Below are 18958 nucleotides of genomic sequence, written 5' to 3'. Positions count from 1 at the left end.
GGACATCAGACGGCTAGCCTTGGTGAGTACACAGCCTAATCTCGCCCAGTCGGAAAAAGCGGCGTAAGGGACGCTCCCCGCCTCACCGCATGGTGACCGCATACAGGCTTCGGTGATGATCAGAGTGTGGTCGCCGACACCGACCCGGCGGGTGACCTTGCGATGCATCCCGCAAGGCGCGACAGGCCGTCGACGATGTCGCAATCCGGCGCAGCGCTCGCGTTTCGCGCCTGTTGGACACGCGGACGCAGCGGCTTTGGGTCGGCAGCGGAGTGAAAGACGGCGCAGGAATGGAATTGCCGATCGAGTAGCTTGAACGCCAAAGTCGTTGCCCATATCGCCCAAACTAGGGAACGGAATTGTCTGCTTGCCAGCCTAAAGTTGCACGAGCGCGCGAAGGTGGGCAGGCGATGAACGACATCCGAACCGGATTTTTGGACTCCATCGGCAATACGCCAATGATCAGGCTGCGAATGGCCTCGGAGGCCACGGGCTGCGAGATCTACGGCAAGGCCGAATTTCTCAATCCAGGTGGGTCGATCAAGGATCGTGCGGCGCTCGCCATGGTCGATGATGCCGAGCGAAGCGGCAAGCTCGCACCGGGCGGCGTCATCGTCGAAGGCACGGCCGGCAATGTCGGCATCGGCATTGCGCTCGTGGCGAATGCACGCGGCTATCGAAGCGTGATCGTGATGCCTGACACGCAGAGCCAGGAGAAAAAGGATATGCTGCGCCTCTGCGGTGCAGACCTGCGACTGGTCCCTGCCGTTCCCTATTCGGATCCCGGTCATTACGCGCGCTATTCCGGCCAGCTCGCCGAAGAGCTCGGTGCGTTCTGGGCCAATCAGTTCGACAACGTTGCCAATCGCGAGGGCCACTACCGCACGACCGGGCCGGAGATCTGGCAACAAACGGGCGGAAAGATCGACGGCTTTACCTGTGCCGTCGGCAGTGGCGGAACGCTGGGTGGGGTCGCACGAGCCCTCAAGGAGCGAAATCCAGCAATCAGGATTGCGCTCAGCGATCCCATGGGGGCCGCGCTCTACAACTGGTTCACCAAGGGCGAGCTGACGAGCGAAGGAAACTCCATTACCGAAGGGATAGGACAAGTGCGTGTGACCAGGAATCTTGAAGGCACGCCAATCGATGCGGCGTACCGGATCACGGACGAGGAGGCGCTGCCAGTTCTGTTCGACCTGATCGAGCACGAAGGACTGGTGCTCGGTGGATCGAGCGGCATCAACATCGCCGGAGCCATGCGACTTGCGCGGGACCTCGGTCCCGGCAAGACCATCGTGACCATCCTCGCCGACGGCGGACAGCGCTATCAATCCAAGCTGTTCAACCCGGAATTCCTGCGCCAGAAAAACTTGCCCGTTCCACGCTGGATGGAGGCGCCATAATTCGAGCAATTCGCCGCGCGATTTGTGGTGGAGAATAGATGGTCTCGCGTCCGCTCGCGCGAACAGGCCGGCAGCGGGGCAGCCAACTCTCCGCAGCCAACTCTCGGGAGTAGCCCAGATGCCAATGACGCCGCACGACGACCTCCTTCTCTGGCATGCCCTTCACCGCATCGAGGTGACGTATTGGCATGACGTCGACTTCAACGATGGGCGCACGGCCCATGAATTCTTCACGCCTGATGGCGTGAAGATAGTGGGTCACAACCGGTTCGAAGGACGTGAGCAGATCCGGGCGTTTTATGAGTGGCGGGCCAGTCAGATCGGCGAGAGCGCCGTGGATCGACTGGGGATCAGCGGTGTGAAGGCCGTGCGCCACCTGATCACCAACCTGCACGTGGCATCGAGCCGCGAACGCTCCGCGACCGTGCTGGGCATCATTGTCTTCTACGGTGGCCTCACTTATCCATCCACGCGTCAATCAAATCCTCCCATGATGGTGGCGGATCTGACCAATGAGTGCGTGCTCGACGAAGACAATGTGTGGCGGTTCAAGTCACACACGCTCCAGCCCGTATTCATGAGCGCCGCTGCCCCTCCATCAATGGAGATCGATCCCATTTTTCTGAAGGACACCTGAGCGGGCCACCCGATTTGGCGATGCGGCAGGCAGCGCGTAGGTTAGCCGAAGGCGTCACCCACCGTGCTTCAGCGTAGGCGGGACGACGTTGGTGGGTTACGCCCTGAAGATGCGCTTCGCGCATCTGCAGGGCCAACCCACCCTACGAGACCTCGCTGCGGCAAATCGAGCATCCGTTCATGACTGATCCGATCGAAATCAATCGTCGTAACTGGGATGAACGTGCAGCCATTCATGCGCGGGATACGACGGGGTTCTACGGGCTTGATCGCGTGCGATCCGATGATGACCGGTTGCACTCTATCGAAGCCGCCGAACTCGGAGACATTTCTCGAAAAAAGGTCCTTCACCTTCAATGCCACATCGGGACCGACACCTTGCGCCTTGTGCGGCTGGGTGCGAGCGCCATCGGTCTCGACTTCTCCGCCGAAGCCATCCGCACGGCGAGACGGCTCGCCGACGAGGCCGGGGTCAAAGCCGACTTCGTGGTGGGCCGAGTGGACGACGCGCCTGAGCTGACGCCGGGACCTTTCGATCTGGTCTATGTCACGTGGGGAGCCATTTGCTGGCTGCCGGACCTCACGGTTTGGGCGCGTGGCATTGCGAAAGTCCTTGCGCCGGGCGGAGAACTGTATTGCGCAGATGCCCACCCGAGCTTCGTGCTCATGGAGGAACGGGAAGGCAGGCTCGAGCCGACCTACGATTTTCAAACGCCCGTCGATCGTCCACTCGAATTCACAAGCGAGAGAACCTACACTGGTGATCCAACCGTGATGACGCATCAATCGACCCGCGAATGGATCCATTCGATGTCCGCGATCCTTGGCGCGTTGATCGAGGCCGGACTAACAATCAGGATGTTCCATGAACATGAAGTTCTGCCCTGGCGCGCTTTGCCGATGATGGTTCCTTCATCCGATCGGCGTTGGCGCCTTCCAGATGCACATCCCCGCCTTCCATTGTCGTTCTCGTTGAGAGCGCGGAAGGATCATCTGGGGATCTAGCCGCCAAGTCAGCTCGGGTCATAGACTGAAGCTCGTAGGGGGTGGAGCGCCAACCTGCATCGCCGCGAGCGCGCCGAAGCTGGTGGGTTACGCCCTGCAGATGCGCTCCGCGCAACTTCAGGGCTAACCCACCCTACGAGACCTCGCTACTCAGACCTCCGGGATTTGCGGATTGACGATCGGCGCGTGGTCCGGGTTGTGGATATGGATGTCCGGAAGAGGCTTCGCCGACGCCTTGCCAAATTGGGAGGCGATGTGACGAACGAGATCCTGGCACACGGATTTGTCTGGCGTCTCATTGTTCACGCCGACCTCGAACGTCCCGCCGATGACGACGTGATCGGCGCGCGGGAACAAATATCCGTCCTGACCATACAAATATTGCAACGCGGGCTGCGGCGGCAACATCGCCAACTGCCCCTTGATCGGGACCATCTTCGGATCGCTCATCAACATCATCGACCCGAGCCCGGTGCAATTGACGACGATCGTTTCCGGCACCGACGCGATGATATCCGACCTGTCGACGAATCTCTTGTTCACGAACGTAATGCCGCGCGCCCGCAGGTCTGCTTCGAGCTTCGCAAGGAAGATCGGCGGTTCGATCAACAAGGTCTGGTAGACGAAGCCAGGCTTGGTATGGCCCTCGAACGGCTCCCTTGGAAGCGATTGCCTTGGCTTGATGAGACCGGGCGCCAGCTGGATCACGACATCCAGATTATGCGACGGCGTGGCCGAATAGTTCGGCCGCTCGCTGACGCCAAAGCCCTGGCCGATGCTGGCTTTGAAGGTCGTGTATGCGAACTTGATGATGTCAGTGAGTTCCTGTTGCTTGCCCGCGAATTCCACCACCGACACCGCCCACTGGCCGCCGGCCTTGGATGACGTGGTCTGCAGCGGCGGGCGGTCCGAATAGATCCTGACCGTCAGACCGAGATCGGCAAGCAGCGTGGCGGCGGTCAGGCCCATCACCCCTGCACCCAGGACGGCCACCTTCGTATCGGGCGAGCCAACCAGATGGCTCCTGACGATATCCCGCACCTTGGAGGCGCAGCCCCAGCTCAACGTAATGCCGGCGCCGCCATGCCCGTAATTATGGACGAAGAATTTGCTGGAGATCGTCTCGGCGTCGAGACGGTAGGATCCATTGCGATACGGCCGTACGCCAGCGATACATGCGCCGGGCTGGTCGGCATCGAAGCTGAAATCGGGCGTCGGCAAATTGGGCGTTGCTGGCATGTCCGGTCCTCGCGAAACCTATGAACCTAGGTCTGCACCAAACGACCTTCACTTGAGATTGCAACTTTAGCTCAATCGCATTTTCCGGCCATGTGAAGTGGTTCACAACCTTTGGTCGCTGGCTGCTCTAACGTCGAGACCAGCGCGATCTGCTGAACTGCCGAGGATGCGCTGGAGCCACCTCGCTCTTTTCGCTTTCAGGAGGGAATCAAGGTCCGACGCGACGTCAAGACTGACTATCTTTGGTGAGGAGACGCCATGTCCAAGATCCCAGGATTTTGTTCGGTTCTGCTGTTGGGACTGTCAGTTGCAGCAAGCGCTCTTGCGCAGCCTGTGGGAACCGACGACGCCGATATGAAGAAAGAGAAGCTCTTTCCAGTTGGAAACGGAGTAGGACTGACGCACTTTCGCGTCGTCATGCCCGGGGTCCTCTATCGCGGCGGCACCGAAGGGTCTCGCGCTGGTGTCGACGGTCCACGCCGACCGCTGCAAAATCAGTCTCTTCAGGCACTTTGCAAAGCCGGCTTCTCGCAGGCGGTGTACGCGTATCGAACCGGATGGAACGGTACCGAGAATGTCAGCTGCGTCGGCAATTCGCTCCAATATGACTATCACCAGTGGGACAACCGCGCGGCGTTGAAGACGGTGTTCACCAAGCTCCATGAGATCATCACTCAAGGCAAGGGTGCGATGTACGTCCATTGCTGGTATGGCCTGCACGCGTCCGGTTTTATCTCGGCCGCTTCCCTCGCTCAATTTTGCGCTCCAGCGGGATGGGATTCCCGCAAAGCAGCCGAATATTGGGATAGCGTGATCCCGCCCAAGATTCGTTATCCAAAAGAGCACGACGAGGTCGCGAATTTCATCCGCTTCACCGATCCGGAGCTGCAAATCTCCGAGCAGGACGCGGCTCGCGTTTGTCCGCAATATCATTGAGGCTTCCAGGAACGTTTTCCATGCGCCCACCGCAAACATGCAAAGGAGCCGCGGACAGCGAAGGAATTCCCGCTGCGGGCGCTCCGCGCTGAACTGAAGCCAGTCGCCGCGGTCGGCGCAGCGGATGGACGTTGCGCCTGCAAACCGATCGGAAACCTCGCTCCGCGGGTTTTCCTCCACGTGCCACGCCAGACTGGGAAGACACGCCATGAGACCTGTGCGTTTCACTCAGCTGCTATTGCTGCCGCTGCAGCTGCTGGCTCCGGCATACGCCCATGCCGGTCTATCCGTCGACCCTGCGCGCGGCGAACAGACCCTGCAGATTCCGGTGCCAGGCAGACATGCCGAGATTTGCGTCGTTCCCAAGCATCTCGCCGGTGGGAGATATTTCGACAAGGACAGCGAGATCGAGATTCGGCTTTGCAATATCGATGAGCACAAGAATTCGGCTGTTTGTCCGAAACTCAACAGCACGAATCCGGGTCTTGACTTCTATTCACTCCCTCAAGGAGGCACTCCCGAACAGGTTGAGGCCGCTCGTTGCAACACTGCCGGCGCGCACAAGATAGCCAAATACAAGCTGAGCTCCAGCTGCAGCTACACGCCATCCATCCTCGGCTACTACCATCTGTCGCGCATGCTTGGTGGCATCGCTGACGTACCTCCGGCAGTTCTGCGCACGTTCGACCTGCAAAACCATATTGCCCTCGGTCGCGCGGCACTGGCGGAGACCGCCTCGAACGGTCTTATTCATCAGACCTGGGCAAGCCTGATGGCGCAATTGACAGCAGGCGCGAACGGCAAAAGGCGGGATTTTCTGCTGACCGACGACTTCACCCAGTCGTATGGCGCCCTTAGCGAAAATCCAAAGCATGAAAGCTTCTACAAGGAGTTCTTCAACGGCGGAGCCAACAACGTAGCCCGCGCGTTGAATTTCCGCGACAGGAACCCGGTCGTGCAAATGCTGGCCCGCAACGTCGACATCAATACGTTGGTGGGACGAAGCTTCACCACCGAAAACGTTCAGAAGATGGTGCAGCTCAAGGATGCCGCGGACTTGATTGTGATCGACACGCTGATGAACCAGCAGGATCGCTTCGGCAATATCCACTATCTTACGACCTACTACTACCTCGATGCAGCGGACCTTGCAGGGGATGGCAGCGCCAAGCTGAAGTCGAGCAAGGACTTGACGCCCGAAGAGGCTGCGAGACTGGGAGCTGTTCAGCTCAAGAAGATGCTCCTGAAAGACAATGACTGCGGGGTCGCAAAGGAGAATATTGCAAATCGAGTCGGCCTGGCCGATCGTATCGCGCACATTGATCCCGAGACCTACCTGCTTCTCCAGCAATTTGACGCCGTTGCCGATTCGACTGAAACGAAGGATTTCTTCGTCCGGGAATTGGTTTTTACGGCCGACGATTACGCCAACATCCGAAGGAATCTGAAGGACCTTGCGACCAAGCTGCATCAAGCATGCCTCAAAGGCGTCTTGAAGCTCGACCTGGATCTGCAGGCCCATTTCTCGACCCAAACAGTCAAAGTCAGGAGTTGCGAGCCGTGAGAGCTCCGCTGCCGCAGCAGCCGCAGGCGAATCCGATCAGCTGCGCCATTTGATTGTCGATGGCAGACTCAGTCGAAGAAGGCTTTATCGCCGAACTTGGTTTCGGTCGCTCGGACATAGTCCAGCACAAGGCCCAGGTTCCTTCTGAGCCGTTGAACATTGATAGCCGCGCTGTTCTGGGAATAGAGACCAAGGTCGGTGACGAACACTTCAGGATCGGAATAGCCGAGATAGCCGGTCGCGGGGGTGTCGAGGAATCGTTTCAGATCGGCCAGTTTCTGGATGACGCCGCGATCGAAGCGGCTGAACCAGGTCAGATTCCGCGCGTTCCAACTGTCGCTGAGATCGGCTCCGCCGTTATCGGTCATGTAGAAATGAGCGCGACCTTGATCGTCTTTCCGGATCGCCACGTTGCCGCCGCTGTACCGGTCCCACTGCTGGGTGATGGCGTCGATCGTCATGATGACCGAATACTCCCGCGCGAGCTCGAGTTCGTCGCCGTCATAGCCGGTTTTCAAAGTCAGACTCTTGCCTGCCGTCGGTTTCTCATTCGCCGCCTGCAGGAACCGAATGATCGGGTGACCGGCGTTCGGGGCGCCATTTGACGCGGCGTGGGTGTTGGCGATCGCGTCGAACGCGACGCCCGTGTCGTCCTTCTTGGCCTTGACACATCCCTTCAGGGCTGACCCGGAGTCTATGGCCTTCAATATTCGGGCCTTGTTGGCCAACCGCGCGGAACCATGAAAGTTGTACTTTCCGATGAGGGATTTCAACGCCTGGCTCGCGATCGGACCAAGCTCGTAGCGCGCGGCGGGTCGATAGATCTGGTCGTATCCAAGGATGGCACTGAGATTGAAAGCCGCTATCTCGATGTCGGGATTGGCGGAACTATTCCGTGGGACGAAGGATCCGCGCGACTTGTAGCCTTTCGGATCCGACGCATCGATCTTCTCGATCTTCATATTGATCGACGTCGAACCGGACAGCTCCTTGAATGTATAGAGGGCGCTATCCTCGAGGTTCATTCCCCTCCACTTCTTCATCCAATCCTTGCTGTCCGCCGAAAGCGACCGGCCCTCCGACTGGAGCGCTTCCAGCACAGGAAAGCTCTGGATCTCGTAACCGGGCGGCGCGGCGCGCAAGGGAGCCGGCACATCAGCCGCAGCCAAAGCCGCCAGACAAAACGCTGCTGTCACCAGAATAGCCGTTCGCTGCTTCGGCAACCGACCCATTGTTTCCTCTCGCAATGTTCACCGCGACGGTCGATCTGACTTTTCACTCACCGGCCCGGCGGCAGGCGCAACGTCAGAACGGCTCCCGCACTTTCGTGACCTCAGGCGTTTCCCGATCCTTCGCAAACTTGACTTGAAGAATGAGATCGAAAACATCGCCTTTCCAAGGGTCCGGATAAGCGTCCGCCGATGCCTTCAGCGCATGCATCATCGGCGGGATATTTCCGTGATGCCAACAGACTACGACGAGCGCGCCATCGAAGGCGTCGCTCTTGCGAAGGTGGTGCGCCAGCGCGCCGTAGTCCTGATCGGCGTAGGTTTCATCAATTGTCAGGTGACATTGCCTGGCAAGAGGCTCCAGCGTCTGAATTGGACGCCGACTGTGCTTTGAAGCAGCGGTTGCAAACAACCACTTCGGCGCTCCAAATGTCGCTGGAATGTATTGAGCCAGCCGTTGCGCGCGGGCATTGCCGGCGGGAGTGAGGTCGGGATCAAGCGGATCGTCCGACTTTTCGGCGTGCCGCATGACCAAAATCACCTTGGCGTTCATGATAGAAAAGCTCCCGAAAGGGGAATAGAACACGGGTCCTCCTCGCGTGATCGCTGTAGCACGCGAAGATTCCTGACGTTCCGTGATTTCAACTCTTGCCTTTTCAGCTGCGTGGCCGCGGACGACTGCACAGCCTGGCCCAAGGTCGATGCCCCGGTGCTCTTTCAGCAGGTCTTGTGTAGCAGGACTTCGCTCGAGCTAATGTAAGCTAAATCACAGTGCCGAACGGCTGCCGATCGTACACTCAAGCATGCATGACGGATGATCGGTTCATGTCCCGTCGCGGAGACTTCGGGCGCAGTGGTGGAACTGAATTGCGCGACGACTAAAGCGCGATGAGATTCGGTTGAACCGTCATCGCGCTTTAGCTCTTTGTTTGAGCATGATCTCCGCGCAAACGCGTTCCGCTGATGTCGCGAGGGAAAACCGCTTCACACTTTTCCGAATCATGCTTAGACGAACCAAGAGGGTCAACAATGTCGAAAAGGCCGTCCATTCAACATGAATACCATCCCAAGCGAGATCGCCTCGAGATCACCATCAAGCATTACTCGCTCAAGAAAAAATCGGAGCGCGAGGATTTGGTGAAGTGCCTTCTTCAAAGGCTGATAGCCGGTACAGATTCTGCAAAGAAGCTCAAGCGCGCAAAAAATCCATGGAAGGAAACCAGAATACCCGAGGTCGGAGATTGATTGTGGCTGCCGTGTTATCTGGTCGCGACGCGCGCCGGGCACTTTGTGCCCGCTACAACGCATAGCCGCGCCGCCGGCGCGGGCGGTTGACGCCGCTGCTGCCAGCATTAAATGACGCTGATGAAAAAGATCGGATTTCTGTCCTTCGGACATTGGACCCCCTCGCCGCAGTCGCAGACGCGCTCGGCGGCGGACACGTTGCTGCAATCGATCGAGCTTGCGGTGGCGGCCGAACAGCTTGGCGCCAATGGCGCCTATTACCGCGTCCATCATTTCGCGCGGCAGCTGGCCTCGCCCTTCCCGCTGCTTGCCGCCGTCGGCGCCAGGACCAGCACGATCGAGATCGGCACGGCCGTGATCGACATGCGCTACGAGAACCCGCTTTACATGGTCGAGGACGCAGGCAGCGCCGATCTCATTGCCGGCGGACGGCTTCAGCTCGGCATCAGCCGCGGCTCGCCCGAGCAGGTGATCGACGGCTGGCGCTATTTTGGCTATCGCCCGGCGGAGGGCCAGAGCGATGCCGACATGGGCCGACGCCACGCGGAGGTGTTTCTCGACCTGCTCCGCGGTGAAGGCTTCGCCGAGCCCAATCCGCAGCCGATGTTTCCGAACCCGCCGGGCCTGTTGCGGCTCGAGCCGCATTCGGCCGGCTTGCGCGAACGCATCTGGTGGGGCGCTGGCTCGAACGCGACTGCGGTGTGGGCGGCAAAGCTCGGCATGAACCTGCAGAGCTCGACGCTGAAGAACGACGAGACCGGCGAAGCCTTTCACGTGCAGCAAGCCGCGCAAATCCGTGCCTATCGCGCCGCGTGGACAGAAGCCGGTCATGCCAGAGAGCCCCGCGTCTCGGTCAGCCGCAGCATCTTCGCGCTGATGGATGATCGTGACCGCGCCTATTTCGGCCGCGAGCGCGGCGGCGAGGACCAGATCGGCTTCATCGACCCACAGACAAGGGCGATCTTCGGCCGCTCCTATGCGGCGGAGCCTGAGGTGCTGATCGAGCAACTCAGGCAGGACGAGGCGATCGCGGAAGCCGATACGCTGCTGCTGACCATTCCGAACCAGCTCGGCGTCGACTATTGCGCCCATGCGATCGAGGCCATCCTGAAGCATGTGGCGCCGGCGCTGGGGTGGCGGTGACCGCAGCCAGGCCGAGAGGCGCGGATTCGCGAGTTGACGGACTCGGCTCGATCCCGGAAAGATCGTCTCAGGACCGATAAGGCCGGTCATTTGCTACCGCGCAGGGAATAGGTATGGAGATTGACGAGCTCGCGCGAGAGATCGGCGCCGGCAACCCCGTCCGGTCGCTGCGGATGGTCGACGATAGCTGGCCGGACCTCGATTGCGAGAGTGTGTCGTTCGTTGATTGCGTGTTCGAGCGGGTTCAGTTCTCCAACCCGGTCATGGCGGAAGCGCGCTTTAACAACTGCCGGTTCGTATCGTGCCGCTTTTCGCACGCCGAACTCCCGGGCGCCGGTTTCGAGAGGTGCAGCTTTGCGGGTGACGGCGCGAAAGGATGCAGCTTTGCCTTCAGCGATCTGCAACGGGCTGCGTTCGCGTCCTGCGATCTCTCTCTGGCCAGCTTCGACCGAGCGGAGCTTTTTGCCGTCGAGATGCGCGATTGCAATCTGACGGGAGCGACGTTCAACAAGGTCGACTTCAGCCGCGTCCTGAGCCGAAAGCACACCGCAACGCGAGCGAATTTTCTCGCCTGCAAGATGGACTTCGTCGACCTCTCCGAAGCGAAGCTGGCCGGTTGCAACCTTGCCGGCTGCCGTCTTCGCGAAGCCGATTTGTCAGGCGCGGATTTGACAGACGCGGACCTGACGGACTGCGATTTGTTCCAGGCGGTTCTCGACGGCACGAAGCTCGCCGGCGCAGACCTCACGGGAGCCGAGGTAAGCGGATTGAATCTGATGGGACTTGCCGACTTTGCCGGCTTGAAGATCAACGACGATCAGATGTTTCGGCTGCTGGATGCCCTCGGGATCACGGTTCGGGTGCGGGACCGATAGCCGGACCGAGGCCCGCCGAGGCGGATACGCCGCTGCTGACAATCCCGAACAGCTCGGATCGACTCCTGCGCGCACGCGATCGAGGCGATCTTGAAGCATGTGGCGCCGGCGCTCGGGCGGCGGTGAGGGCAGCCCGCCGCCCCACGGCGCAGGACTTGCCTGATCTTCCCGAGCGAGGCCGTCAAACGTGGATGCCTGGCATATCGGACTTCGAGACTCGTCAGCTCCTGCTGAAAGAGCGGCAGCGCCAGCAGCCTTTCGATATCAGGCTCCCTGATTTTCCACGTCGCCGGCGGAAAGTAGCCGTGCACCTTGAGTTCGTTTCGCTCTCGCACGCCGTGAGGCAGCGAATGAACATCAGATGAATAGACGCGATGATGTCGTCGCGCTCGGTGCGTTGCAAAAGTTCAAATTCGGAACATCAGCTGCAGACATCGCGCCGCAGGAACGTTTGCGCGATTGCCAATTTATCCCGTGCCTGCATGGCGATTCTTTGAAAGAAACTGGAGGAGACGAAAGATGAGGATTTGGAAACTTTCTGCGGCTGCGGCTGCTCTGTTGGCCGGCACGGCTCTCGCCGTTGCGCAATCGAGCTCGACGGTCGGCACCGGCGGCTCTTCGGCCGGCGGTGGCACCAGCAACTCGACCATCGGCACGGGCGGCTCTTCGGCGGGATCGGGTAGCGGCTCGGGCTCGGCCTCGACGCTCGGGACCGGCGGCTCGTCCGCGGGCGGCGGCCAGAGTTCGTCCAGTGTGGGCACCGGCGGCTCTGCGGCCGGCAGTGGCTCGGGCAGCGGTTCGGCCTCGACGCTCGGCACCGGCGGCTCGTCCGCGGGCGGTGGCAAGAGCTCGTCCAGCGTCGGCACCGGTGGCTCCGCGGCCGGCTCGGGATCCAACTCGGCATCGACTGTAGGCACCGGCGGCTCGTCCGCGGGCGGTGGCAAGAGCGGCTCGACCGTCGGCGCGGCCGGCTCGTCTGCGGGTCATGCCAGCGACACGGGCATGGAAAAAGGCAAGGGCCACCACAAGGACGAGATGAAGAAGGACAAGGATTGATGCCTTGACTTTCCGGAGCGGCAGCAATGCCGCTCCTTCGTCTGTGTTGAGGAGAACTCGCATGAACAGATCAATCATTGCGATCGCAACCGTGGCCTTGATGGGCTCCACCGCTGTTGCCGAAACCACCGAGAAGTCAGGCACGACCGCGTCGGGCGAAACCTGCAAGGTCAAGGTCGAGAAGCATGCCGACGGCAGCATCAGCGCGGTGGGCGCGTCGGGCTCAGGCACGACCGGATCGACCGCATCCAGCGGCTCGCTGTCGAGCTCCAGCTCGGCGGGCGGATCGTCGGTGCATGTGCAGGCGGGCGGCGGCAACGTATCGAGCTCGTCCTCAACGGCGGGCGGTCCCGGCTCCGCAAGTGCCAGCACCATCACCGTCAACGGCTGCACGATATCGACCTCGTCACCTTAAGATTTGTTGAGGATTGAAACATGAGAACACATCTGACCATCGCGGCGCTCGCACTTCTGCTCGGCGCCGCATCGCCCGCCCTCGCGCAGAAGAGCATGACAGGCGGAACTGGCGGCTCGGCCGCAGTGGGCGGCACTTCCGCTTCCACGGTCGGCACCGGCGGCACCTCCACCTCAGCCACCGGCAGCACGGGTTCGTCGATCGCTGCGGGCGGAAGCGCCGCTTCCGTCAACGGCAAATCCCACACCGGCGTCAGCATGAACAAGGGCAACGGCCCGGTGCTGAATTCCAACGCCCGGGCGCAGGCCCATGAGGGCGGCACGTTCAGCCGTTCGCACACCCGCACCAAGGTCAAGGCCGGCGAAGAGGTGGGCTCGACCACCAAGACGATGTCGCACACGCCCGGCTCGAAGCCGAGCATGTCAACCACGTCGACGACGGTGCGTTAGATCCGCGCAAGCAATTTGGTCCTCACGACCTGCTGCCCGACCTGCTCGGGCAGCCTTTTTGCTTTCGGTCAGCCGCCACTCAGGCTGTGGCTGATGCGCGTGACCACGTCGTCCCATTGCCGCTTCTCGGTCGCGGGATAATTGATCAGCACGCAATGCACGTAACGGCTGGTGAAGTTGCAGCGGTCGTACCAGATCTTGTCACGCTTGATGCTGGAGACGACGAAGAAATCAGGCGCGATCCGTTTGTAGACGATTCCCGACGGTGGTTGTTTCGCTTTGAGGAATGCGGCGGGCGAAATCCCGGGCTGGCGAGGAACGGCCTGCACGGTGAGATCGGCAGCACCGTCGGATGTGCGAAATTGCTGGCCGTATCCGTCGGGCTTTCCGGCCTGCTCGGTAAAGATCGAGGTGGGAATGTCGATGGAGGTTCCGGATTCGGGAATGCGATAGGTGGTCCAGTTGCTCGCCTGCGCTGGAACGGCCCATGCCGCAAAGAGTGCGATGACAATTGCAGCTCTCGTCTTCATGTCAGCCTCATCGGTTTCGTGGCGCAAGCTGCAGCTCCAGCAAGGCGATCCTCTGCAAGTTCGTCACATCGCGCTCGCCCGCTCCGGCCGTACGCAGGATCGACTCGGCGAGCGCATTGACATGGGCGGAATGCACGGGCTCCGGCAGGGTCGCGACCGCAGCTTCCAGGGCGGTGGTCATGAGCTCGATCACCTCGGGAGAAAATTCCGCGTTGGCAAAGTTCTTCATGTCGAAGCCGGCCGCTCGTGCGCGCCGCCGGTCTAACGTCGGGAAAAAATGGAAGTTCCTGTCACCCAGGAATGCTCGTTGTCGAGAGCCGGCTTCTCCCAGACCGAGCTGGCCCAGCGAACGGGCACCAGCCAGTCGACGATTGCCTGGCTCGACAGCGGACAGACGCTACCGAGCACAAAGACAATTTGCGCTACGTCGAGGCGACCGGCAGCAAATTCCGGGTGCGGCTATCCGCCGCCTGACGCAGCGTTCACGGGATTCCTCACCCCGCCTTCACGCTTGCATCGATCAGCAGCTTCGCGGCGGCGAGCGCCGACTGGGCGGGGCCGTCTTCGGATTGCTGGCCGGTGACGTAGATGCCTTCGATCAGGAGCAGCAGCGCGTCGCCGAGCACGTTCGGCTGGCGCGCGCCCATTTGCGCGGCGAGTTCGCGCAGGCGCTTGCGGAACACCTTCTTGTGCGCTTCGGCGACCTGCCGGGCGGGATTGCCGCGCGCGGGATATTCCACCGCGGCATTGCTGAGGCCGCAGCCGCGATAGCCCTTGGCCACCGCGCGCTGCGCAAGCTGGCCGATATAGGCAAGCACATGGTCGCGCGCATTGCTGTAGCTCTTGCCGCCGGGGCGCTCGAAATTCTCCCAGAAGTTCAATTCGTAGTCGCGCAAATAGGCGGCGGCGAGATCGTCCTTGGAGGCGAAGCTGCGATAAAGGCTCGGTTTTGTCACTCCGGCGCGGTCCACCACCTCGTCGACGCCGACGGCGCGGATGCCCTCGCGGTAGAACAGCTCGCTGGCGGAGGCGCGGATGCGGTCGGCAGCCCGCAGCGGGGCGTTGGCGGGTTTCTCGGCTTTTTTCGTCATCTGACTCCCGTGCCTCCAAGACAGGCTTGACAATGTTACTGACCGGTACGTACAAATACCGCATCGCCATACGTACCGGTAAGTAACATGCCCCCATCCCCTATTCAACCTGCCTCCGTTCAATCCTCCGCGGTCTTGCGGCGGCCGTTCGGCCAGAACTACGCCTTCGTCGTCGTTGCCGTGATCTTCCTGGCGCTGCTGGCTTCGGCCGGCCTGCGTGCCGCGCCTGGTGTCCTCATGCTGCCGCTGCAGAAGGCCTTCGGCTGGGACGTCAGCGTGATCTCATCCTCGGCTGCTGTCGGCATTTTCCTCTATGGCCTCGCCGGTCCCTTCGCCGCGGCGGTGATGCAGCGCTTCGGCATCCGCCGTACCGTGCTCGGCGCGCTCATGCTGATGTCGGTCTCGACGGCCATGAGCTATTTCATGACCGCGCCGTGGCAATTGTTCATGAGCTGGGGCCTGCTCTCCGGCATTGGCTCGGGCGCGGTCGCCAACGTGCTTGGCGCCACCATCGTCAATCGCTGGTTCACGACCAATCGCGGCCTTGTCATGGGACTTTTGACGGCGAGCACCGCAACCGGCACGCTGATCTTCATGCCGGGCCTTGCGTCGCTGGTCGAATATGGCGGCTGGAAGCCGGTGGTGCTGACGGTCGCCGCCTGCTGCGCGGCGCTGATCCCGCTGGTGTATTTCCTGGTGCCGGAGCGCCCCTCTGCGATCGGCCTGCGCTCCTATGGCAGCACCCATGAGGATCAACCGGCCGCGCCTGCGCAGGGCAATCCGTTCGTCGCGGCGATCGGCAACCTCATCCGCGCCGCGAGGACGCCGACCTTCTGGTTCCTGTTCGCGACCTTCTTCATCTGCGGCTTCACCACCAACGGCCTGGTCGGCACCCATCTGATCGCGTTCTGCGGCGACCACGGCATCTTCGAGGTGCAGGCGGCGAGCCTGTTGGCGCTGATGGGCTTCTTCGACCTGTTCGGCACCACGCTGTCGGGCTGGCTCACCGACCGCTTCGATCCGCGCAAGCTCTTGTTCTTCTATTACGGCCTGCGCGGCCTGTCGCTGATCTACCTGCCCTACTCGGACTTCTCTTTCGTCAGCCTCTCCGTGTTCGCCGTGTTCTACGGCCTCGACTGGATCGCGACCGTGCCGCCAACGGTGCGCATCGCCAACGAGGCCTTCGGCGACAAGAACGCGCCGCTGATCTTCGGCTGGGTGGTCGCAGGCCATCAGCTGGGCGCAGCCTGCGCCGCGTTCTTCGCCGGCTTCATGCGCTCGTCGCAAGGCGACTACCTGCAAGCCTTCATGATCGCGGGTGCGACCGGCATCGTCGCCGCCGTGCTGTCCTTGATGATCGGCAGGCGGCCGGTGCAGCCGCAGCTGGCTGCGGCGTGAAAAATGGGGCGCCGGCAAGGCACTCACCTTGCCGGCGCCGGTTCCTCGTACGCTGGATTCGAAGATTGATTCCGTTAAGGAATTTGAAATAATGTGGTGACGAAGCGGGCGACTCGTCAGGCCCGCGCCGGAGCTTCAAGAGTTCGCGTTGCGTCCAGCTCCATCTCAATCAACCCTGACAATCTGTGGCGGCGCTAGCGGATGAGCGATTCCCTTCTTGCAACGGTCGGTGACCATTTCTTCCTTGGCCTGCGGCCGAGCAGCGTCCTCGATGACCGCGACCGCGCGCTGCTGCGGGATCTCAGGCCCGCCGGCGTCATTCTCTACAAGAGCAATTTCCGCCACGATCTGCCCTATCGGGACTGGCTCTCGGTCCACCGCGACCTGATCGCTGCGATCCGCGACGCCTCGCGGCGCGACAAGCAGTTCATCGCGATCGATCACGAGGGCGGGCGCGTCTGCCGCACGCCGGCGCCGATCACGCGCTTCTCCTATGCGGCGCGCTGGGCCGGCACCGCGGAGCAGGTCGGCGACGCCATGGGCGCCGAGCTCGCCTCGCTCGGCTGCAACCTGAATTTCGCGCCGGTGCTGGATATTCACAGCAACCCCGCCAACCCTGTGATCGGTGAGCGCGCCTTCGGCCGCACCGCCGATGACGTCATCAAGTCGATGCTGCCCTTCACCAGGGCGATGGAGCGCCGCGGCGTGCGCGCCTGCGGCAAGCATTTCCCCGGACATGGCGACACGCAGGTGGATTCGCATCACGAATTGCCGGTGCTCGATCTCGACCTCGAGCAGATCAAGGCGCGCGAGCTGAAGCCGTTCGCCGCCGCGATCGCCGGCGGCATCGGCATGATGATGACGTCGCACATCCTGTACCGGAAGCTCGATCGCAACGATCCCGTGACGCTGTCGCGCGCGATCACGCACGGGCTGCTCCGCGAGGCGATGAAGTTCGACGGCGTGATCGTGTCCGACGACGTCGGCATGCGCGCAATGGCGGGCCGGTTGGATGCGCCCGACTCCGGCGCGCGCTTCATGGCCGCCGGCAACGACATGCTGATGATCTGCTCGCATCTGACCGACACCGAGCGCGCGCGCTTCCTCGCCCAGTCGATCATCAACGGCGTCGATTCCGGCAAGCTCGATCCGGCAATGCTGAAGGCTTCAGCCAGGCGCGTCCACGCGATGCTGGACGGCACCGCGCAAAACGCAGTCACGGAGCTGCCTGCCGAAGTGCTCGGCCGCCATCGCACGGCCGGCACCCAGTTCGACGCTGCGACCGTCGAAGTCGTCTAGAGTCAGCGGCCCGCCCCGTCACAGTCGATCAGCCAATCAAGCGTTCAATCAACGCCAGCACCGTTGATCTCGATATGCTACACGTGTTAATGTTACTAACGGTAGCACATGGACCCTGGCGACAGCAATGTCAGGTTGCTTCGTGCCAGGGAAGCGCCGTCCGGATTCGTCGGACCCGGCGTCTGGTCAGCTCAGGTGATGGGTTTGAACGTGAAACGCGCAGCAAAACTCCTCATCGGCGCGCTGGTCGTGCTGCCGGCAGGCTATGCCGCCTATCATTTCAGAGATGACATCAAGGGCCTCAAGCTCCCTTTCGCGGTGCCCTTCATGCCGGCGGCAGAAGCCGAGCAAGGTCCCGCCGCGGCGCCTCCGCCGAGGCCGCCGGTCGCGGTGAAGGTCGCCGCCGCGAAGGCGGAGGACGTGCCGATCTACCTGACCGGTATCGGCACCATCCAGGCCTCCAACACCGTCAACGTGCAGAGCCGGGTCGACGGCGAGATCGTGCAAATCCTTTTCCAGGAAGGCCAGGACGTCAAGCAGGGCGACATTCTCGCCGTGATCGATCCGCGCCCGTTCCAGGCCCAGCTCGATCAGCAGATCGCGGTGCGGCAGAAGGACCAGGCGCTGCTCGACGGCGCCCAGATCGACATGGAGCGCTATGACGCGCTGATCAAGACCGCCGCGATCTCGCGGCAGGTCGTGGACCAGCAGCATGCGCTGGTCGAGCAGTACAAGGCGCAGGTCCGCAACGACGACGCCCAGATCGAATATGCGCGCACCCAGCTCGGCTTCACCAACATTCGCGCGCCGATCAGCGGCCGGCTCGGCATCCGCCTGGTCGACCAGGGCAATTATGTGCGCGCGGTGTCGCCGACGACCATCGTCACCGTGACGCAATTGCAGCCGATCTCGGTGATCTACACGCTCGCCGCAGTCGCGGTCGGTCAGACCCGGCTCAGCCTCGGCCAGACCGAGGCTCCGGTGGTCGCGCTCACCGCCGACAACTCGGTCGAGCTCGACAAGGGCACGATCACGCTGGTCGACAACCAGGTCGACCAGGCCAGCGGCACGATCAAGCTGAAGGCGAGCTTTCCCAACAAGGCGCTCAAGCTCTGGCCGGGCAATTTCGCCAACGGGCGGATCACGGTGGACACGCGCAAGAACGCGATCACCGCGCCCGCGATTGCCGTGCGGCACGGGCCGCGCGGCGACTTCGTCTGGGTCGCGAAGGCGGACGACACCGCCGCCTTCCGCCCCGTCACGGTCGGGCAGATCTTTGACGGGCGCGCGCTGATCGACAAGGGCCTCGCGAGGGGTGAGCGCGTCGTCACCGACGGTTATTACCGACTCGAGAACGGGTCCCGCATCACCATCGAGGGCCAGATGCCGACCGCCAAGGCGCAGCCCACCGCTCAGCCGCGTTCCGAGCCGCGGGTTGACTGAGG

General features: G+C 61.9%; 21 protein-coding genes and 1 pseudogene. 16 read left to right on the top strand and 6 right to left on the bottom strand.

All coding sequences use genetic code 11. The features are described 5' to 3' along the window. Positions 1-410: 410 nt before the first annotated feature. The 3 genes from XH80_RS41245 to XH80_RS41235 all read left to right on the top strand — a co-directional run bounded on the left by XH80_RS41245 (position 411) and on the right by XH80_RS41235 (position 3044). On the top strand, positions 411-1403 hold the full coding sequence (locus tag XH80_RS41245; RefSeq protein ID WP_271603572.1) for a cysteine synthase A: 993 nt from the start codon (positions 411-413) through the stop codon (positions 1401-1403). Between the two features lie 118 nt (positions 1404-1521). Then, the gene (locus XH80_RS41240) at positions 1522-2040 is read left to right on the top strand and encodes a nuclear transport factor 2 family protein (protein WP_271603571.1); all 519 of its coding nucleotides are present in this window, start codon (positions 1522-1524) and stop codon (positions 2038-2040) included. A gap of 179 nt (positions 2041-2219) precedes the next feature. After that, a complete protein-coding gene (locus tag XH80_RS41235; protein WP_271603570.1) occupies positions 2220-3044 on the top strand; it encodes a class I SAM-dependent methyltransferase in 825 nt (274 codons plus the stop codon). 150 nt (positions 3045-3194) lie between these two features. On the opposite strand, the gene XH80_RS41230 is transcribed toward XH80_RS41235, so the two are convergent. After that, positions 3195-4283, bottom strand: coding sequence for an FAD-dependent oxidoreductase (locus XH80_RS41230; RefSeq protein WP_271603569.1), 1089 nt, complete (start codon positions 4281-4283; stop codon positions 3195-3197). 258 nt (positions 4284-4541) lie between these two features. Here XH80_RS41230 and XH80_RS41225 point away from each other — a divergent pair, with 258 nt between their 5' ends. Then, positions 4542-5219 (top strand): hypothetical protein, encoded by a 678-nt coding sequence (locus XH80_RS41225; protein WP_271603568.1) that lies wholly within the window; start codon positions 4542-4544, stop codon positions 5217-5219. A gap of 208 nt (positions 5220-5427) precedes the next feature. Continuing rightward, positions 5428-6783, top strand: coding sequence for a hypothetical protein (locus tag XH80_RS41220; RefSeq protein WP_271603567.1), 1356 nt, complete (start codon positions 5428-5430; stop codon positions 6781-6783). 68 nt (positions 6784-6851) lie between these two features. Here XH80_RS41220 and XH80_RS41215 read toward each other — a convergent pair whose 3' ends face one another. Beyond that, positions 6852-8015, bottom strand: a complete 1164-nt coding sequence (locus tag XH80_RS41215; RefSeq protein WP_271603566.1) for a hypothetical protein — start codon at positions 8013-8015, stop codon at positions 6852-6854. 73 nt (positions 8016-8088) lie between these two features. Then, on the bottom strand, positions 8089-8565 hold the full coding sequence (locus XH80_RS41210) for a histidine phosphatase family protein (RefSeq protein ID WP_271603565.1): 477 nt from the start codon (positions 8563-8565) through the stop codon (positions 8089-8091). 476 nt (positions 8566-9041) lie between these two features. Here XH80_RS41210 and XH80_RS41205 point away from each other — a divergent pair, with 476 nt between their 5' ends. The 8 genes and pseudogenes from XH80_RS41205 (at position 9042) to XH80_RS41175 (ending at position 13195) form a co-directional block, all read left to right on the top strand. After that, complete coding sequence (locus XH80_RS41205; protein WP_271603564.1) at positions 9042-9257, top strand: hypothetical protein; 216 nt, start codon at positions 9042-9044, stop codon at positions 9255-9257. 120 nt (positions 9258-9377) lie between these two features. After that, positions 9378-10400: an LLM class flavin-dependent oxidoreductase gene (locus XH80_RS41200; protein WP_271603955.1), complete on the top strand. Its 1023-nt coding sequence runs from the start codon at positions 9378-9380 to the stop codon at positions 10398-10400. A 263-nt stretch (positions 10401-10663) separates the two neighbouring features. Next, positions 10664-11275, top strand: coding sequence for a pentapeptide repeat-containing protein (locus XH80_RS41195; RefSeq protein ID WP_271603563.1), 612 nt, complete (start codon positions 10664-10666; stop codon positions 11273-11275). 14 nt (positions 11276-11289) lie between these two features. Further along, positions 11290-11401 (top strand): annotated as a pseudogene (locus XH80_RS44180) (LLM class flavin-dependent oxidoreductase); the annotation flags it as partial. 235 nt (positions 11402-11636) lie between these two features. Next, on the top strand, positions 11637-11798 hold the full coding sequence (locus XH80_RS41190) for a hypothetical protein (protein ID WP_271603562.1): 162 nt from the start codon (positions 11637-11639) through the stop codon (positions 11796-11798). Then, positions 11795-12331, top strand: a complete 537-nt coding sequence (locus XH80_RS41185) for a hypothetical protein (protein WP_271603561.1) — start codon at positions 11795-11797, stop codon at positions 12329-12331. The genes XH80_RS41190 and XH80_RS41185 overlap by 4 nt, the downstream gene beginning before the upstream one ends. 61 nt (positions 12332-12392) lie before the next feature. Next, positions 12393-12746 carry a hypothetical protein gene (locus XH80_RS41180; RefSeq protein ID WP_271603560.1) on the top strand — a complete coding sequence of 118 codons (354 nt, stop codon included), beginning with the start codon at positions 12393-12395 and terminating at the stop codon, positions 12744-12746. A gap of 20 nt (positions 12747-12766) precedes the next feature. Beyond that, positions 12767-13195, top strand: coding sequence for a hypothetical protein (locus tag XH80_RS41175; RefSeq protein ID WP_271603559.1), 429 nt, complete (start codon positions 12767-12769; stop codon positions 13193-13195). A 68-nt stretch (positions 13196-13263) separates the two neighbouring features. On the opposite strand, the gene XH80_RS41170 is transcribed toward XH80_RS41175, so the two are convergent. From XH80_RS41170 to XH80_RS41160, 3 genes are all read right to left on the bottom strand, one after another. Further along, positions 13264-13725 carry a hypothetical protein gene (locus XH80_RS41170; protein WP_271603558.1) on the bottom strand — a complete coding sequence of 154 codons (462 nt, stop codon included), beginning with the start codon at positions 13723-13725 and terminating at the stop codon, positions 13264-13266. Between the two features lie 7 nt (positions 13726-13732). Beyond that, on the bottom strand, positions 13733-13954 hold the full coding sequence (locus XH80_RS41165; protein ID WP_271603557.1) for a hypothetical protein: 222 nt from the start codon (positions 13952-13954) through the stop codon (positions 13733-13735). A 265-nt stretch (positions 13955-14219) separates the two neighbouring features. Beyond that, on the bottom strand, positions 14220-14816 hold the full coding sequence (locus tag XH80_RS41160; protein WP_271603556.1) for a TetR/AcrR family transcriptional regulator: 597 nt from the start codon (positions 14814-14816) through the stop codon (positions 14220-14222). A gap of 87 nt (positions 14817-14903) precedes the next feature. Here XH80_RS41160 and XH80_RS41155 point away from each other — a divergent pair, with 87 nt between their 5' ends. From XH80_RS41155 to XH80_RS41145, 3 genes are all read left to right on the top strand, one after another. Next, positions 14904-16214: an MFS transporter gene (locus tag XH80_RS41155; protein ID WP_271603555.1), complete on the top strand. Its 1311-nt coding sequence runs from the start codon at positions 14904-14906 to the stop codon at positions 16212-16214. Between the two features lie 201 nt (positions 16215-16415). Further along, positions 16416-17513, top strand: a complete 1098-nt coding sequence (locus XH80_RS41150; protein WP_271603554.1) for a glycoside hydrolase family 3 N-terminal domain-containing protein — start codon at positions 16416-16418, stop codon at positions 17511-17513. 210 nt (positions 17514-17723) lie between these two features. Further along, on the top strand, positions 17724-18956 hold the full coding sequence (locus XH80_RS41145) for an efflux RND transporter periplasmic adaptor subunit (RefSeq protein ID WP_271603954.1): 1233 nt from the start codon (positions 17724-17726) through the stop codon (positions 18954-18956). Positions 18957-18958: the final 2 nt, after the last annotated feature.

The sequence above is a fragment of the Bradyrhizobium sp. CCBAU 45384 genome (assembly GCF_028128665.1).
GTDB lineage: Bacteria > Pseudomonadota > Alphaproteobacteria > Rhizobiales > Xanthobacteraceae > Bradyrhizobium > Bradyrhizobium manausense.
The sequence above is the reverse complement of the archived record's forward strand: the minus strand, read 5'-3'. Positions and strand labels throughout refer to the sequence as shown.

Excerpts from the sequence above, each read along its gene's own strand:
- XH80_RS41245 (WP_271603572.1), top strand. The coding sequence starts at position 411 with ATGAACGACATCCGAACCGGATTTTTGGACTCCATCGGCAATACGCCA.
- XH80_RS41240 (WP_271603571.1), top strand. The coding sequence starts at position 1,522 with ATGCCAATGACGCCGCACGACGACCTCCTTCTCTGGCATGCCCTTCAC.
- XH80_RS41235 (WP_271603570.1), top strand. The coding sequence starts at position 2,220 with ATGACTGATCCGATCGAAATCAATCGTCGTAACTGGGATGAACGTGCA.
- XH80_RS41230 (WP_271603569.1), bottom strand. The coding sequence starts at position 4,283 with ATGCCAGCAACGCCCAATTTGCCGACGCCCGATTTCAGCTTCGATGCC.
- XH80_RS41225 (WP_271603568.1), top strand. The coding sequence starts at position 4,542 with ATGTCCAAGATCCCAGGATTTTGTTCGGTTCTGCTGTTGGGACTGTCA.
- XH80_RS41220 (WP_271603567.1), top strand. The coding sequence starts at position 5,428 with ATGAGACCTGTGCGTTTCACTCAGCTGCTATTGCTGCCGCTGCAGCTG.
- XH80_RS41215 (WP_271603566.1), bottom strand. The coding sequence starts at position 8,015 with ATGGGTCGGTTGCCGAAGCAGCGAACGGCTATTCTGGTGACAGCAGCG.
- XH80_RS41210 (WP_271603565.1), bottom strand. The coding sequence starts at position 8,565 with ATGAACGCCAAGGTGATTTTGGTCATGCGGCACGCCGAAAAGTCGGAC.
- XH80_RS41205 (WP_271603564.1), top strand. The coding sequence starts at position 9,042 with ATGTCGAAAAGGCCGTCCATTCAACATGAATACCATCCCAAGCGAGAT.
- XH80_RS41200 (WP_271603955.1), top strand. The coding sequence starts at position 9,378 with ATGAAAAAGATCGGATTTCTGTCCTTCGGACATTGGACCCCCTCGCCG.
- XH80_RS41195 (WP_271603563.1), top strand. The coding sequence starts at position 10,664 with ATGGCGGAAGCGCGCTTTAACAACTGCCGGTTCGTATCGTGCCGCTTT.
- XH80_RS41190 (WP_271603562.1), top strand. The coding sequence starts at position 11,637 with ATGAATAGACGCGATGATGTCGTCGCGCTCGGTGCGTTGCAAAAGTTC.
- XH80_RS41185 (WP_271603561.1), top strand. The coding sequence starts at position 11,795 with ATGAGGATTTGGAAACTTTCTGCGGCTGCGGCTGCTCTGTTGGCCGGC.
- XH80_RS41180 (WP_271603560.1), top strand. The coding sequence starts at position 12,393 with ATGAACAGATCAATCATTGCGATCGCAACCGTGGCCTTGATGGGCTCC.
- XH80_RS41175 (WP_271603559.1), top strand. The coding sequence starts at position 12,767 with ATGAGAACACATCTGACCATCGCGGCGCTCGCACTTCTGCTCGGCGCC.
- XH80_RS41170 (WP_271603558.1), bottom strand. The coding sequence starts at position 13,725 with ATGAAGACGAGAGCTGCAATTGTCATCGCACTCTTTGCGGCATGGGCC.
- XH80_RS41165 (WP_271603557.1), bottom strand. The coding sequence starts at position 13,954 with ATGAAGAACTTTGCCAACGCGGAATTTTCTCCCGAGGTGATCGAGCTC.
- XH80_RS41160 (WP_271603556.1), bottom strand. The coding sequence starts at position 14,816 with ATGACGAAAAAAGCCGAGAAACCCGCCAACGCCCCGCTGCGGGCTGCC.
- XH80_RS41155 (WP_271603555.1), top strand. The coding sequence starts at position 14,904 with ATGCCCCCATCCCCTATTCAACCTGCCTCCGTTCAATCCTCCGCGGTC.
- XH80_RS41150 (WP_271603554.1), top strand. The coding sequence starts at position 16,416 with ATGAGCGATTCCCTTCTTGCAACGGTCGGTGACCATTTCTTCCTTGGC.